Below are 15619 nucleotides of genomic sequence, written 5' to 3' on the forward strand. Positions count from 1 at the left end.
GTGTCGGCGCGACACGAATCGGGTACTGATCCACCATGGCAAACGACTCGATCGTCATCGTCGGAGGGGGCCTCGCGGGCGGTCGGCTCGCCGCCGAGTACCGGGAGAGCGGTGGGGAGGCGGACGTCACGATCCTGTCCGCCGAGCCCGACCCGCCGTATCACCGACCACCGCTCACGAAGGGGTTCCTCCGCAAGGAACAGGACCGCGACTCCACGCTGCTGCAGCCTCCGCCCGAGTGGGAGGAGGCCGTCGTCGACGTCCGGCTGGAGACGCCCGTCGAGGCGATTCACCCGGACGAGCACGAGGTCGAGCTGGCCGGCGGAGAGCGGGTGAGTTACGGGAAGCTCGTCGTGGCGACGGGCGCCCGGCCTCGTGCGCTCCAGATCCCGGGCGCCGACCTCGTCGGCGTCCACACGTACCGGTCGCTCGCCGACGCGGAGGCCGTCTCCGCCGCGGCGGAGGAGGCCCACTCCGCGATCGTGATCGGAGGCAGCTTCATCGGCTCGGAGACCGCCGCGTCGCTCCGGTCCCGAGGGCTCGCCGTCACGCAGGTCGAGATGGGCCCGACGCTGATGCCGCAGCTGCGCTGTCCCGCCCTCTCCGCGGAGCTCGTCGAGCTCTATCGCGAGGAGGGCGTCGACGTGCTGCTCGAGACCCAGATCGAAGAGCTCACCGGCAACGGCAGGCTGCTCACGGGCGCGCGAACGAACGACGGACGGACGGTCGAGGGCTACCTCGCGATCGTCGGGGTCGGTGTCGTCCCGAACGTCGAGCTCGCCGAGGCCGCCGGGGCGGAGGTGGACGACGGCATCGTCGTCGACGAGCGCTTCCGAACCTCGCTCCCGGACGTCTACGCGATCGGCGACGTCGCGCGCTATCCCGACCCGACGACAGGACGGCGGCGCCGGATCGAGCACTGGTCGAACGCGGACGCGCAGGGTGCCCATCTCGGGCGGCAGCTGGCGGGCTCGAAAGTCGCGTACGACGTGCTGCCGGTCTTCTTCACGCAGCTCTTCGGCCGCAAGCTCCAGGTGCTCGGCGACGTCGAGCCATCCGTCGAGTGCTTCCTGCGCGGCTCGCTCGCCGAGGGCCGGCTGATCGGCTTCCACCTCACCGAGGACGGCAAGCTCGTCGGCGCCGTGATCCACGGTCAGGCGGCGGACGTCGCGACCGAGCTCGAGGAGCTGATCAGGGAACAGCCCGTGGTCGACGATCCGACCCGCCTCCTCGACGGGAACCTCCGCCCGGCCGAGGCCGTTGTCGCGTAGCGAAACCCTCCCGCGGCGTAGTGTTGGCCGGGTGAGCGCCGCGACCGACCCCGTCCGCCTCACGATCGACACCATCCGCGTGCTCGCGATGGACGCGGTGCAGAAGGCGAACGCCGGCCACCCGGGCACGGCGATGGCGCTCGCCCCCGTCGCGTACCTGCTCTACGCCGAGGAGATGCGACACGATCCGGCCGAGCCGAAATGGCCCGGGCGCGACCGGTTCGTCCTCTCGGCCGGGCACGCGTGCATCCTCCAGTACGTCGCCCTCCACCTCTCGGGCTACGACCTGACGCTCGACGACCTGAAGCAGTTCCGCCAGTGGGGGTCGCGGACGCCCGGCCATCCCGAGCTCCACCACACGCCGGGCATCGAGACGACGACGGGGCCGCTCGGGCAGGGCTTCGGGAACGGCGTCGGGCTCGCGATCGCGCAGGCGTTCCTCGCGGAGCGCTGGAACCGGCCGCGACACGCCATCGTCGACTCGTGGGTCTACGCCATCTGCTCGGACGGCGACCTGATGGAGGGCGTCTCGCAGGAGGCCGCGTCGATCGCGGGCAACCTCGGCCTCGGCCGCCTGATCTACGTCTACGACGACAACCACATCACGATCGACGGGTCGACGTCGATCAGCTTCGCCCGTGAGGACAAGGGTGAGCGGTTCGAGGCGCAGGGCTGGCACGTCCAGCACGTCGACGACCCGAACGACCTCGACGCGCTCCGCGGCGCGTTCGTCTCGGCGCGAGAGGAGAACGAGCGGCCCTCGCTGATCGTCCTTCGCTCGCACATCGCCTACCCCGCGCCCAACGCGATCGACACGGCGAAGGCACACGGCTCCCCGCTCGGCGAGGACGAGGTGCGGCTGACGAAGGAGGTGCTCGGCTTCGATCCCGACGAGACCTTCGTCGTCCCCGACGCCGTCCGAGAGCACATGGCCGGCGTTCGGGAGCGTGGCGCAGCCGCTCGCAGCGCCTGGGAGGAGCGCCTCGCCGCGTGGACGGAGGCGCACCCGGACGCGGCTGCGGAGCGGGACCTCGACCTCGAGCGCCGCCCGCGCGCCGGCTGGCACGACGCGCTCCCGACCTTCGAGGTCGGCGAGCAGCTCGCGACGCGCCAGGCGGGCAAGACCGTGATGCAGGCGCTCAAGCGCTTCACGCCGACGCTCATCGGCGGCGCGGCCGACCTCGCCGAGTCGACGTACACCGAGTTCGAGGGCGGCGGCGTCTTCGCGCGGACGCACGCCGGGCGCAACATCGCGTTCGGGATCCGAGAGCACGGGATGGGCTCGATCGTGAACGGGATCGTCCTCGAGCCGGGAATGCTGAAGCCGTACGGCTCGACGTTCCTCGTCTTCTCCGACTACATGCGGCCCGCGGTGCGCCTCTCGGCGCTCTCCGGGCTCGACGTCCTCTGGGTCTGGACGCACGATTCGATCGGGCTCGGCGAGGACGGCCCGACCCATCAGCCGGTCGAGCACCTGATGTCGTTGCGCGCGATCCCGAACCTGTGGGTCGTCCGGCCGGGCGACCCGAACGAGACGGTCGGCGCCTGGCGGCTCGCACTCGAACGGGACGGCGGCCCCGTGGCGTTCGCGCTCAGTCGTCAGAAGCTCCCGGTGCTCGGCGGGGACGGCATCGCCGACACGCGCGAGGGGCCGCTCCGGGGCGGCTACGTCCTCTGGCAGCGCGACCCGGGGGCCGAGCCAGACGCGATCGTCATCGCAACGGGGTCGGAGCTGCCGATCGCGCTCGACGGCGCTCGCTCGCTGGAGGCGAACGTCCGCGTGGTGTCGCTGCCCTGCTGGGAGGTGTTCGACGCCCAGCCGCAGGGCTACCGCGACGAGGTGCTGCCGCCGACCGTCACGGCGCGCGTCTCGGTCGAGGCCGGGATCACGTTCGGCTGGGAGCGCTGGGTCGGCCCGCGCGGTGCGAGCATCGGGGTCGACCGCTTCGGCGCCTCCGCGCCGGCCGAGCGGATCTACGAGGAGCTCGGCGTCACCGCCGGGGCCGTCGCGGCCGCGGTCGAGCGCCTCCTCGCATGAAGGTCGCCCTCGGCTTCGACCACCGGGGGGTGCGGCTCCGTGACGCGGTGTTCGAGGCCGTCGCGTCGCTCGGCCACGAGGCCATCGACCTCGGCGTCGACACGGACGCGGTGCGCGTCGATTACCCCGACATCTCGAAGGACGTGGGCATGGCGATCCGCTCCGCGCGCGCGGAGCGCGGCGTGATCGTCTGCGGCTCCGGCGTGGGCGCGTCGGTCGCCGCCTGCAAGATCCCCGGCATCCGCGCGGCGATCTGCCACGATTCGTACTCCGCCCACCAGGGCGTCGAGCACGACAACATGAACGTCCTCTGCCTCGGCTCCGAGGTCGTGGGGCCGTCGCTCGCGGGCGAGCTCGTGCGGAGCTTCCTCACCGCGGCGTTCGCGGGCGAAGGACGGTATCTGGCACGGTTGGAGAAGGTCGAGGAGCTGGAACGGCTCCGCGACGGCTGAAAGCGAGGCACGACATGGCCACATCGAGGCTGCACGAGCTGAGCGAGCACGGCGTGAGCGTCTGGATCGACTCGCTCTCGCGTGAGATGCTCGAGACGGGCGAGCTCGCCCGGCTGATGGAGGAGGACGCCGTCGTCGGCGTCACCTCGAACCCGACGATCTTCCAGAAGGCGCTCGCCGAGGGCGACTGGTACGACGAGCAGCTCGAGACCGCGGCAAAAGAGATCGACGACCCCATCGAGCTCTTCCTCGCGCTCGCGCAGGAGGACATCCGCGACGCCTGCGACCTGCTGGCGCCCGTCTGGGAGCGCACGGGTGGAGTCGACGGCTACGTCTCCCTGGAGGTCGACCCGCGGCTCGCCTACGACCGCGAGGCGTCGTACGACCAGGCGATGCGCTTCCACGAGGACGTCGACCGGAAGAACCTCTACGTCAAGATCCCGGGCACGCAGCCGGGGCTCGGAGCGATCGAGGACTGCATCGCGAAGGGGAAGTCCATCAACGTGACGCTGATCTTCTCGCTCGAGCGCTACGCCGCCGTGGTGGAGGCGTACCTGCGCGGCCTCGAGCGGCTCGTCGCCGCCGGCGGCGACGCCGCCTCGGTGATCTCGGTCGCGAGCTTCTTCGTCTCGCGGGTCGACACGGAGGCCGACCGGCGGCTCGAGGAGATCGGTCGCCCCGACCTCCAGGGCAAGCTCGCGATCGCGAACGCGAAGCTCGCATACGAGCACTGGCGGCAGGCGTTCTCGGGCGACCGCTGGGCGTTCCTGGAAGGCAAGGGCGCACGGAACCAGCGTTGTCTGTGGGCGTCGACGTCGACGAAGAACCCGGCGTACCGCGACGTCCTCTACGTCGAGGAGCTGATCGGACCGGAGGTCGTGAACACGATGCCGCTCGAGACCGTTCTGGCCTTCCAGGACCACGGCGAGGTGCGTGACACGCTCGAGGAGGGTCTCGACGAGGCGCACGCGCTGTTCGAGGAGCTGGCCGCGGCCGGCGTCGACTACGACGACGTCGTGGCGACGCTCGAGGACGAGGGCGTCCAGAAGTTCTCCCACTCGTTCGACGAGCTGCGGCAGGGCATCACCGACAAGCTCGCGGTCGTCGCGGCGCGCTAGGCACGGGTGGCGGCGAACCCGCTCGCGCAGGGTCTGGGGGTCCGGCGGCAGCCGGATCCCTGCGCGCTCGTCGTCTTCGGTGCTTCGGGCGACCTGACGAAGCGCAAGCTCTTCCCCGCGCTCTACTCGCTCGCGTACCGGGATCTCCTGCCCGAGCGCTTCGCCGTCGTCGGCGTCGCCCGCACCGAGGAGACGACGCGACATTTCGTCACAGCGATGCGCCGGGCCGTGAAGCAGTTCGCCCGTGACCCGTTCCGCACCGACGTCTTCGACCGGCTCGCGGCGGGTGTTCGCTACGTCCCGACGGACTTCGCCGACGACGCGGGTGAGGACCGCGTCGGCGAGACGCTCGACGAGGTCGACAGCAGCCGCGGGACCGCGGGGAACCGCATCCACTACCTCGCCGTCCCGCCCGTCGCCTTTCCCGTCGTCGTGCGCGAGATCGGCGAGCGCCGCGAGCGCGAGGGCTGGTCGAGGGTGATCATCGAGAAGCCGTTCGGCCACGATCTCGCCTCGGCCCGCGAGCTGAGCGCGATGGTGAAGCGCTGGTTTCGGGAGGACGAGGTCTTCCGGATCGACCACTACCTCGGCAAGGAGACCGTCCAGAACCTGATGGCGCTGCGGTTCGCGAACGGAATCTTCGAGCCGATCTGGAACCGCCAGCTGGTCGATCATGTGCAGATCACCGTCGCGGAGTCGATCGGCATCGAGGGCCGCGCCGGCTACTACGAGCGCGCGGGCGTGATCCGCGACATCTTCCAGAACCACCTGCTCCAGCTCGTCGCGCTCACGGCGATGGAGCCGCCGATCGACTTCTCCGCCGACGCCGTTCGCAACGAGAAGGTGAAGGTGCTGCGCGCGATGCACACCCCGGGCCCGAAATCGGTCGTCCGCGGCCAGTACGGGCGCGGCTGGGTCGAGGGCGAGCAGGTCGTCGGCTACCGCGAAGAGCCGGGGGTGGATCCCCGCTCCATGACGGACACGTACATCGCGGCGAAGCTGTACGTGGACAACTGGCGCTGGGCGGACACGCCCTTCTACGTACGCGCAGGGAAGCGGCTCGCCCGCCGCGAGACGACGATCGCGATCCAGTTCAAGCGCGCGCCCCATCCGCCGTTCGAGGAGATCGCGGGCGACGGGATGCGGCCGAACGTGCTGCTGATCCACGTCCAGCCGGACGAAGGCGTCTCGCTCGCGATCGGCGCGAAGGTTCCCGGCGCCGGCATGTCGATCCGGACGGTGCACATGGACTTCCTCTACGGCGGCGCCTTCCGCGAGGGCGTGCCCGAGGCCTACGAGCGCCTGATCCTCGACGCCATGCTCGGTGACGCCACGCTCTTCACGCGCGAGGACGAGGTGGAGGAGCAGTGGAAGCTCGTGGACGCGATCGTCGGCGCATGGAGCCGGGACGTTCCGGTGTTCCCCGACTACGCCGCCGGGAGCTGGGGCCCCTCGAAGGCCGACGAGCTCCTGCATCGCGACGGCCGCTCCTGGCGGAGGCACTGAGGGTCGGCCGTGGGCGTCGTCGCGGAGGTCGAGCGGAAGCTGGCACGGGCGCGCTGTCGGCAGGAGACGGACGGCGAGCCCGAGCTCCGCACGAGCACGATGACGCATGTCGTCTGGGTTCCCCCGCCCTGGCTCCCGCGGGCGAAGCGGGTGCTGGCGGGCCTCGCCGAGCGTCACCCCGCGCGCACGATCTTGCTCGTCCCCGTGGCGGGGCGACGGTCGGGCGTCGAGGCGCACGCGACCGTGGAGGACTTCCCGATCCGGGACGGCCGCGAGGTCCTCTCGGAGGTGATCGAGCTCCGGCTCTTCGGCGATGCCGCGCGCCATCCGGCCTCCATCGTGCTTCCGCTCCTGATCTCCGACCTGCCCGCGTTCTGCCGCTGGCGCGGTCGTCCCGACTGGAACGGCCAGGCGCTCGCCGACCTCGTCGACGTCTGCGACAGGCTCGTCGTCGACTCGTCCGAGTGGACCGGGTTGCCGTCCGCGTACGGCAACCTCGCACGGCTGTTCGAGCGGATCGGGGTCTCGGACCTCGCCTGGAGACGGGGGTTGCCATGGCGCGTCGCGCTCGCGCAGCGCTGGCCGGGGATCCGTAAGGCGGAACGGCTCACCGTCCACGGCCCGCGCGCCGACGCCCTGCTTCTCGCCGCCTGGCTCCGGTCGCGGCTCCGCCGGGAGGTGGCCCTCACCCGCCGGAACGCCGACCTGCTGACGACGGTTCTCGTCGACGGCGAGCCGATCGAGCCGACCGCCCGCTCGGGCACGCCGACGGGAAGCGACCTGCTCTCGGCCGAGCTCGACACGCTCTCGCGCGACACGCTGTTCGAGGCGGCCGTGCACACCGCCGCGCGGTAGTGCCCCTACACTCGTCCCGTCACGGCCGCGAGCAGCGTGTCGTGGAGCAGCCCGTTCGAGGAGATCGCGCTGCCGCCGTCGATCCGGTGCTCCCCTGCGAAGTCCGTGAACCTGCCGCCCGCCTCCTCGACGATCACCTGGACGGCCGCGAGGTCCCACACCGAGACGCCGATCGCGTCGATCGCCCCGTCGATGGCGCCCTCGGCGACGAGCATGTGGCTCCAGAAGTCGCCGTAGGCCCGGGCGTGCCACGCACGGGCCGCAAGACCGGGGAGCGGCTGCTCGAGCGCGAAGCTCAGCACGGCCTCCTCGGGCCTGCGGACGGCCGAGACGTGCACCTGGTCGCCGCCCGCGTGCGCCCCGCCGCCGCGCTCCGCCCACCAGCGACGGTGCAGCGCCGGCGCGGAGACGACGCCGAGCACGACCCGGCCCTCCTCCTCGAGCGCGATCAGCGTCGCCCACACCGGGATCCCGCGCGAGTAGTTCCGCGTCCCGTCGATCGGGTCGAGAATCCAGCGGCGGCGTCCCTTCCCCGAGGCGCCCTGCTCCTCGCCGAGGATTGCGTCGCGACGCCGCTCGGTGCCGAGCATCGCGCGCAGCTCGTGCTCGACCTCCGTGTCCGCCTCCGTCACCGGCGTCCGGTCCGGCTTGGTCTCGACGACGAGGTCGCGCGACCGGAAGCGCGCGAGCGAGATCGCGTCCGCGGCGTCCGCGAGCCGCAGCGCGAGCTCGAGGTCGGGGCTCACGACCTAGTCGACCTGGAGGTAGATCACTGCGATGACGCAGGCGCCGACGAAGAGGGCCACGAAGATCGCGAAGAGCGCGAGGCCGAGGCGGTTGTTCTTCCGGGCGAGCTCGGGCGTGAGCATCTACACCACCAGCGGGTCGATCGCCGCAGCGACGAAGAGCAGGGCGAGGTAGGCGAGGGAGTAGTGGAACAGCAGCACGGCGTTCCGCTTCGAGGCGTCGGCGCGGAGGCGGTGCGCGAGGAAGAGGAAGTACGCCCCGAGCAGCGCGGCGGCCACGGTGTAGAGCGGGCCGAGCCAGACGCCGACGACGATCGTGAAGCCGACGAGGACGAGCGAGTAGAGGAGGATCTGGCGCGTCGTCTCGCGCTCGCCGCGCGTTCCCGGCAGCATCGGCACGTTCGCGGCCGCGTAGTGCTCCTTGATCATCAGCGCGAGCGCCCAGAAGTGCGGCGGCGTCCAGAGGAAGACGATCAGGAACAGCCACAGCGCGGGCAGCGCGAGGCTGCCGGTCGCGGCCGCGTAGCCGACGAGCGGCGGCACCGCGCCCGCAGCGCCGCCGATGACGATGTTCTGGTCGGTCGAGCGCTTGAGGTAGCCGGTGTAGACGACGACGTAGAAGAGGTTGCCGACGAGCGCGAGCACCGCGGTGAGCACGTTCGCGGTCGACGCCAGCAGCGCGAACGAGAGCGCCGAGAGGACGAGCCCGAACTCGAGCGCCCGAGGCGCCGGGACCCGGCCCGAGGCGACGGGCCGTGCCGCGGTGCGCGAGCCCATCAGCTTGTCGATGTCGCGGTCGATCACGTGGTTGAGGGCGCTCGCGCCGCCGCAGGCGAGCGCGAGGCCGAGGAGCATCGCCACGAGGTCGCGGCCTCCCGGCCACCCGCCCGCGCCGACGAACATTCCGCCGGCCCCGGTCACGAGGAGCAGCGACATGATCCGAGGCTTCGTCAGCGTCACGTAGTCGCGCCAGGGGCCGAAGGGCAGCGCCTCCCCGCGGAACGAGACGACGAGCGTCACGAGCGAGGCCGCGAGCGCACCGCCTGCGGCCGCGACGTGGATCGCGACGGCCCATGTCGTGTCCAGCCACGCGACCAGACCGCCTGTCGCGATCGCCGCCAGCATCGAGGCCACGGCGGTCGCCGCCGGCACGACGAGGCGGCGGTAGGAGACGACGGACGCGACGAGCACCGCGACGAGCAGCGGCAGCGCCACGAGCGCCGCTCCCCAGTGGCCGCGACCCAGTTCGAGCGCGGCGCTGACGACGACGAGCCCGGAGGCCGCGGCGGCAGCGGCCGTCGTCAGCCGGAGCAGCGGGCCGGGTGCGCGGTCGGTCCTCACGTCGACTCGGCCTCACGCAGCCTGCGCCGCAGGTCGTAGAGCGGGCGGGCGCTCGTCACGTAGGGAACCTCGTCGAAGTTGTGGGGCGGCGGCGGCGAGGTCGTGTACCACTCGAGCGTGTCGGCCTGCCATGGGTCGTTGCCGACCCGCCGGCCGTTGACGCTCTTCACGATCGAGAGCAGGAAGAGAAGGAAGCCCGCGGCCATGACGTAGGCGCCGATCGTCGACATCAGGTTGTATGCGTGCCAGAGCCCGTCGTCGCGGTAGGTGTAGACCCGGCGGGGCATTCCGAGCAGGCCGAGCAGATGCTGGGGGAAGAAGGTGACGTTGAAGCCGACGAAGATGAACAGGAACACCCACTTGCCCAGGCGCTCGGAGAGCATCCGCCCGAATATCTTCGGCCACCAGTAGTAGAGGCCGCCGAGGAGGCCGAGCATCGAGCCGCCGAAGAGCACGTAGTGGAAGTGCGCCACGACGAAGTAGGTGTCGGTCACCTGCCAGTCGACCGGGAACGCGGCCAGGTAGATGCCGGAGAGCCCGCCCATCGTGAAGACGCTCAAGAAGCCGAGACAGAAGAGCATCGGCGTGTCGAGCGAGATGTTCCCGCGCCAGAGCGTCGCGAGCCAGTTGAAGATCTTCATGCCCGTCGGCACCGCGATCACCATCGACGCGAGCATGAACCAGATGTTCAGATAGGTCGGCATCCCCACCGCGAACATGTGGTGCGCCCACACGAGCATCGAGAAGAAGCCGATCGCCACCGTCGAGAACGCGACCGCCTTGTAGCCGAAGATCGGCTTGCGCGCGAACACGGGGATCACCTCGGAGATGATCCCGAAGACCGGCAGCACCATGATGTAGACCTCGGGGTGCCCGAAGAACCAGAACACGTGCTGGAAGAGGATGGGGGCGCCCCCGCCGTCGGCGCCCTCCGGCCGGAAGAACTGGAACGTCTCAGGGAACTGCCGCTCGAGGAGCAGCATGGTGAGTCCGGCCGAGAGCACCGGCAGCACGAGCAGGAGCAGCCAGGCGTAGATCTCGATCGACCAGACGAAGAGCGGGATGCGCATCCACGACATGCCGCGAGTGCGCATGTTGTGGATCGTCACGATGAAGTTGATCGCGCCCGCCAGAGACGAGAGGGTCATGATGTGGATCGAGAGGATCCAGAGGTCCTGTCCGTTGCCCTGTGCGGCGAGCGAGAGCGGCGGGTAGGCGGTCCAGCCGGTGTTGGCGGCACCCCCTGCGGCCAGGAACGAGAAGCAGAAGACGAGCCCGGCGAAGGCATACAGCCAGTACGACAGCGCGTTCAGCCGGGGGAACGCCATGTCCGGCGCCCCGATCATCAGCGGGACGAGGAAGTTGCCGAGACCCGCGAGCACGGGAACCATCACGAAGAAGACCATCCCGGTGCCGTGCATCGTGACGACCTCGTTGTACGAGTCGCCTGTCACGACGTGGCCGTCGGGCTGCGCGAGCTGCGTCCGGATCAGGAGCGCGAGGAAGCCGGAGATCGCGAGGAAGAACCCCGCCGTCCCGATGTAGAGGATCCCGATCCGCTTGTGGTCGACGGTGACGAGCCAGCTCGCGACCTTGCCGCGCTGCCACGCCGGCCCGACGGGATGCTCAACCCTGGTTGCCAATTTTCTCCTTCACGTAGCTCGTGACGGCCGCGATCTCCTCGTCCGTCCAGTCCCTCCCGACGGACGGCATCAGGATCCCACCGTTGTGGAGCAGCGTCGCGACGGCGTCCGCGTTCTGCACGAGCGCGCTCCCGGTGAGCCGCGGGCCGTAGCCGCCCTCACCCTCGGCGCCGTGGCACTTCGCGCAGCTTCCTTCCCACAGCTCCTGTCCGAGCGGTGAGGTGCCCGCCTCCTGCTGCGACCTTCGCTCCTCGAGCCAGGCGTCGAACTCGGCGGCGGGCATCACCTCGACGTCCGCGAGCATCTTGGCGTGATAGAGCCCGCAGAGCTCGGCGCACTGGCCCTGGAAGACACCCGTGCGCTTCGCCGAGAACCAGGTCTTGTTGAGCTTGCCCGGGATCGCGTCGATCTTGCCGCCGAGCGACGGGATCCACCACGAGTGGATCACGTCCCAGTCGGGCGCGGTCACGTGGAGCTCGACCGTGCGTCCCAGCGGCGCGCGCAGCCGGTCGATCGAGATGGCGCCGTTGGGGTAGCGGAACTCCCACGTGAACTGCGTGCCCGTCACGTCGACGACCATGTTCCGGTTGCCGGCGCTCGCGGCCGGGACGTCCTGGATGGTGGGCAGCTTCACGAAGACGAACGTGGCGATGACCGCGAGGATCAGCACCGGCCCGACCGTCCAGGCGAGCTCGAGCTTGCTGGCGCCGTGGATCTGCGCGCCGTCCTGGTTGCGCGGGCGCGTGCGGCGGCGGTAGCGGACCACGAACGCGATCAGCAGGCCCTCGACGAGCAGGAAGATCGCGAAGGCGAAGATCGAGATGAAGAGGTAGCTCTGGTGGATGCCCTCGGCGTTCGGCGACTCGGGCGGCACCGGTGCGAAGCCGCCGTTGCCCGCGAACGCGCTCGCGGCGGGCAGCAACAGGGCGCCCAGGAGCACGCCGACGATGACCAGGGGCTTCGGCCTCACGCTTCCGGGCATTCTATGAAGGTGAGCAAGGAGCCGCGCAGGGAGACCTTCGTCCGCCTGCCGGGCGACGTGCAACGCCCCTTCCAGGTGTTCCTGAACGGGGTCGAGCAGCAAGAGGGCGTCGACTTCGTCGTCCGCGACGGCAACCTCGTGTTCGAGCGCGAGCTCGCCCAGGAGAGGCTCGGGGTCGGCCGGTGGACGTCGATGGTGTTCGGGATCGCGGGCTCGTACGGGAAGGACGACGCTGTCGACGTGGTGTACGAGCGGGACGGCCGGCCCGCGGTCGCCGCGAAGCTCCGCTTCGAGCAGCTCGACTGACCCGCTCCGCAACGCGAGCGCAACATCCCCGGAACGCTGCGCTAACGCCCCTTGAGGGTCTCCACACATCTCGCGCGTTATGTCGGGTGAGATGGCAATTCAAACCCCGATAGCCCCGTCGGTCGCCGAGCGTGAGCGGGACGGAGTGACGTCGTGGCGCGTCGAGCAGCTGCTCGCGGCCGGCTACGACGCGGAGGCCGCCCTCGTGCTTGCGCTCGACCGCGACGTCGACCTCCACCTCGCCGTTTCCTTGCTCCAGCGCGGCTGCCCGCCGGACACAGCGCTCCAGATTCTCTTCTAGGCGACACTCGGTGTCCGACTCAAAGTCGGACACCACACGTCCCAGCGCGCCCGCTCGCCTCGGCAGCGGCACGAAGTCGCCGCGCGTGCGCCGCGGTGAGCTGGCCGGGCTCGAGGCGCCAGGCCCAGTTCCCGTCGAGCTCTCCGGGCCGGTTCATCCGCGCCGCGCTGCCGAGGCCGAGCACGTCCTGCGCCGGGACGATCGCGAGCGCGCAGCGCGATGCGAGCGCAGTCTCGATCAGCGGCCAGACGTCCGGCTCACCGGTGTAGCCCGCAAGCGTGTCCGTGTCGTGGGTCGACGTGTAGACGACCTGGTTCTCCCGGTGGTTCTCGATCCGGTGGGGGTTGTCCGGCGGGCCGGAGAAGGCCCAGAGCAGGACGACCATTCCCGGGAAGCCGAGCTCGTCCCGTAGCGCATGGACGTCGGGCGTGATCACGCCGAGGTCCTCCGCGATCACGGGGAGCGATCCGAGCTCCGCCTCCGCGGCGCGGAACAGCGCCGCACCGGGCCCCGGTGACCACCAGCCGTCGCGGGCCGTCTCGGCGCCGGCGGCAACGGTCCAGTAGGCGGCGAAGCCGCGGAAGTGGTCGATCCGGAAGACGTCGACGAGCCCGAGGACGCGGCGCATCCGGTCGATCCACCACCGGTAGCCCGTCCGCGCCATCGCATCCCAGTCGTAGAGAGGGTTTCCCCAGAGCTGCCCGAGGTCGTTCAGGTCGTCGGGGGGAGCGCCGGCGACGACCTGGTCGAGCGGCAGGAAGAGATCGGGGTGCGCACCGTGGTCGCAGCTGTCCACGGCGACGTAGATCGGGACGTCGCCGATGACCCGCACGCCGCGCGCTGCGGCGTGGGCGCGCAAGGCGCCCCACTCGCGCTCGAAGCGCACCTGGGCCTCGATTGCGCCGTCGCCGGCGAAGGCCGCCCAGTCGCCGGCCCAGGACGGCTCGCGGGCCCTGAACGCGCGCGCCTCGCTCGGCTCCACGCGTGCGTCGGGGTCGGCGAGGAGACCCTCCCAGGTCGCGAACGCGGAGTCCGAGGCGTACGGCGAGTGGAACTCGTCCGGCGGGTTGAGTGGGAGCACCTGCCACCAACGGGCGCCGGCGTCTGCGAGCCAGTCGACGAACGCGAACGCGTCGGGCCCCAGCCGGCCGCCGGGCAACGACGTCGGGTGCAGCTGGACGCCGAGTGTCCGCTCCCGGAGCACGGCGGACTGTTTACCGTGTGCCGCGGGTGTCTGCCGAACGGATCATCGTCACGGACGTCCTGCCGCAGGTCGACTGCGGCCGCTGGCCGGCCAAGGCGTGCGTCGGCGATCGCGTCGACGTCTCCGCGACGATCGTCCGGGACGGGCACGAGACGCTCCGGGCCGTCGTCCGCTACCGGCGTCCGAAGGGGCGCTGGCGCGAGGCGCCGCTCGCCGCGCTCGGCAACGACCGCTTCGCCGGGGAGTTCGAGGTCGACGCCGTCGGGCGCTGGCGCTTCGAGATCGAGGCGTGGGTCGACCGGCACGCGGGGTGGCTCGAGGAGCACGACCGCAAGGTCGCCGCCGGCCAGGAGGACCTGAGCGGCGAGCTCGCCGAGGGAGAGGCGCTCTTCGGCCCCGGCCCGGTCGACGACTGGCGCGGGCTCGCGCCGGGCCTGGGCGGCCGGGAGCGTCACGGTGCCTCGCGCTCGGGGACGCTCGACGTCGACGTCGAGCGCGAGCGGGCAAGGACGGGCGCCTGGTACGAGCTCTTTCCGCGCTCCTGGGGCGGCCTGGAAGGCGTGACCGAGGTCGTGCCGCAGCTCGCGGCGCTCGGGTTCGACGTCGTCTACCTGCCACCGATCCATCCCATCGGGCGCACGAACCGAAAGGGCCGCAACAACGCCGAGGCGGCCGCGCCGGGCGACGTCGGCAGCCCGTGGGCGATCGGTTCTCCCGAGGGCGGCCACGACGCCATCGACCCGGGCCTCGGGAACGAGGGCGACCTCCGCGAGCTCGTCGTCGAGCTCCGGCGGCACCGGATGGAGCTCGCGCTGGACCTGGCGCTCCAGATGTCTCCCGACCACCCGTGGCTCCGCGAGCATCCCGAGTGGTTCCAGCACCGTCCCGACGGATCGCTCAAGTACGCGGAGAACCCGCCCAAGCGCTACCAGGACATCCACAACCTCGACTGGGAGACGCGCGACCGGAAGCGGCTCTGGAACGCGATCCGCGAGGTCGTCGAGCACTGGTGCGGGCTGGGTGTGACGGTGTTCCGGGTCGACAACCCGCACACGAAGCCCATCCCGTTCTGGGAGTGGCTCATCCGCCAGGTACGCAGCCGCTACCCCGAGACCGTGTTCCTCTCCGAGGCCTTCACGCGTCCGGCCCCGATGACCCTGCTCGCGAAGGCCGGTTTCTCGCAGTCCTACACCTACTTCACGTGGAAGAACACGAAGGCGGAGCTCGTCGAGCTCGTCGAGCAGCTGCGGTCGTGGTCTCTCTACCTGCGGCCGAACCTCTGGCCCAACACGCCGGACATCCTCCACGCGACCCTCCAGACCGGCGGCCGCCCGGCGTTCGAGCTGCGCCTCGTTCTCGCCGCGACTCTGTCGCCGAGCTACGGGATCTACTCCGGGTACGAGGCCTGCGAGAACGTCCCCGTTCGGGCCGGGACCGAGGAGTACCTCGACTCCGAGAAGTACGAGCTGCGCGAGCGGCGCCTCGACGGCGTGCTGCTGCCGCTCGTGAAGCGGCTGAACGACATCCGGCGCGCCCATCCCGCGCTCACCGGAGCGGGTCTCGAGCGTCTGACGTGGCTGGAGACGGAGACGGACCATCTCCTGGGGTACGCCCGCGCGCTCGACGAGGACGTCGTGCTCGTCGTCGTCAACCTCGACCCTTTCGCTGTGCACGACGGCGTCTGCGTCATCCCCGCCGAGCTCGGCCTCCCGGAGCGCGTCGACGTCGTCGACGGGCTGACGGGCGAGACATACGACTGGGGCGCGCGGAACTACGTCCGCCTCGGCCCGGGCAAGGCGCACGTGCTGGAGCTCGCTCGGTGAGCGGCAGGGACGCAGTTGCGGCGGCGAAGCAGA

General features: G+C 70.8%; 14 protein-coding genes. 9 read left to right on the plus strand and 5 right to left on the minus strand.

The features are described 5' to 3' along the window. Window positions 1–35: 35 nt before the first annotated feature. The 6 genes from VNM44_RS10040 to VNM44_RS10065 are packed head-to-tail and all read left to right on the plus strand — an operon-like array spanning window position 36 to window position 7240. Window positions 36–1271, plus strand: coding sequence for an FAD/NAD(P)-binding oxidoreductase (locus VNM44_RS10040; protein ID WP_325625737.1), 1236 nt, complete (start codon window positions 36–38; stop codon window positions 1269–1271). 31 nt (window positions 1272–1302) lie between these two features. Further along, window positions 1303–3309: a transketolase gene (gene tkt, locus VNM44_RS10045; RefSeq protein ID WP_325625738.1), complete on the plus strand. Its 2007-nt coding sequence runs from the start codon at window positions 1303–1305 to the stop codon at window positions 3307–3309. Then, complete coding sequence (locus VNM44_RS10050) at window positions 3306–3761, plus strand: RpiB/LacA/LacB family sugar-phosphate isomerase (protein WP_325625739.1); 456 nt, start codon at window positions 3306–3308, stop codon at window positions 3759–3761. The genes tkt and VNM44_RS10050 overlap by 4 nt, the downstream gene beginning before the upstream one ends. 14 nt (window positions 3762–3775) lie before the next feature. Beyond that, entirely contained in the window at window positions 3776–4879 is a 1104-nt protein-coding gene (gene tal / locus VNM44_RS10055; RefSeq protein WP_325625740.1) for a transaldolase, read from the plus strand. A 6-nt stretch (window positions 4880–4885) separates the two neighbouring features. Continuing rightward, on the plus strand, window positions 4886–6385 hold the full coding sequence (gene zwf, locus VNM44_RS10060) for a glucose-6-phosphate dehydrogenase (RefSeq protein ID WP_325625741.1): 1500 nt from the start codon (window positions 4886–4888) through the stop codon (window positions 6383–6385). 9 nt (window positions 6386–6394) lie between these two features. After that, a complete protein-coding gene (locus tag VNM44_RS10065) occupies window positions 6395–7240 on the plus strand; it encodes a glucose-6-phosphate dehydrogenase assembly protein OpcA (protein WP_325625742.1) in 846 nt (281 codons plus the stop codon). Window positions 7241–7245: 5 nt separating this feature from the next. Here the strand turns inward: VNM44_RS10065 and VNM44_RS10070 are convergent, their stop codons facing one another. The 4 genes from VNM44_RS10070 to coxB all read right to left on the minus strand — a co-directional run bounded on the left by VNM44_RS10070 (window position 7246) and on the right by coxB (window position 11940). Further along, on the minus strand, window positions 7246–7986 hold the full coding sequence (locus VNM44_RS10070; RefSeq protein WP_325625743.1) for an inositol monophosphatase family protein: 741 nt from the start codon (window positions 7984–7986) through the stop codon (window positions 7246–7248). Window positions 7987–8109: 123 nt separating this feature from the next. Beyond that, the gene (locus VNM44_RS10075) at window positions 8110–9327 is read right to left on the minus strand and encodes a heme o synthase (RefSeq protein ID WP_325625744.1); all 1218 of its coding nucleotides are present in this window, start codon (window positions 9325–9327) and stop codon (window positions 8110–8112) included. Next, entirely contained in the window at window positions 9324–10970 is a 1647-nt protein-coding gene (gene ctaD, locus VNM44_RS10080) for a cytochrome c oxidase subunit I (RefSeq protein WP_325625745.1), read from the minus strand. Before ctaD ends, VNM44_RS10075 begins: the two co-directional genes overlap by 4 nt. After that, window positions 10954–11940 (minus strand): cytochrome c oxidase subunit II, encoded by a 987-nt coding sequence (gene coxB, locus VNM44_RS10085; protein ID WP_325625746.1) that lies wholly within the window; start codon window positions 11938–11940, stop codon window positions 10954–10956. The genes ctaD and coxB overlap by 17 nt, the downstream gene beginning before the upstream one ends. Window positions 11941–11961: 21 nt before the next feature. On the opposite strand from coxB, the gene VNM44_RS10090 reads away from it, so the two are divergent. Then, complete coding sequence (locus VNM44_RS10090; protein ID WP_325625747.1) at window positions 11962–12258, plus strand: hypothetical protein; 297 nt, start codon at window positions 11962–11964, stop codon at window positions 12256–12258. A gap of 91 nt (window positions 12259–12349) precedes the next feature. Further along, window positions 12350–12559, plus strand: coding sequence for a hypothetical protein (locus tag VNM44_RS10095; RefSeq protein WP_325625748.1), 210 nt, complete (start codon window positions 12350–12352; stop codon window positions 12557–12559). A 19-nt stretch (window positions 12560–12578) separates the two neighbouring features. On the opposite strand, the gene VNM44_RS10100 is transcribed toward VNM44_RS10095, so the two are convergent. Next, window positions 12579–13763: a 4-alpha-glucanotransferase gene (locus VNM44_RS10100; protein WP_325625749.1), complete on the minus strand. Its 1185-nt coding sequence runs from the start codon at window positions 13761–13763 to the stop codon at window positions 12579–12581. A 26-nt stretch (window positions 13764–13789) separates the two neighbouring features. Between VNM44_RS10100 and VNM44_RS10105 the strand changes: the two genes are divergently transcribed. Then, window positions 13790–15586 (plus strand): maltotransferase domain-containing protein, encoded by a 1797-nt coding sequence (locus VNM44_RS10105; RefSeq protein WP_325625750.1) that lies wholly within the window; start codon window positions 13790–13792, stop codon window positions 15584–15586. The last annotated feature ends 33 nt before the right edge of the window (window positions 15587–15619 follow it).

The sequence above is a fragment of the Gaiella sp. genome (genome assembly GCF_035558935.1).
Lineage (GTDB): Bacteria > Actinomycetota > Thermoleophilia > Gaiellales > Gaiellaceae > Gaiella.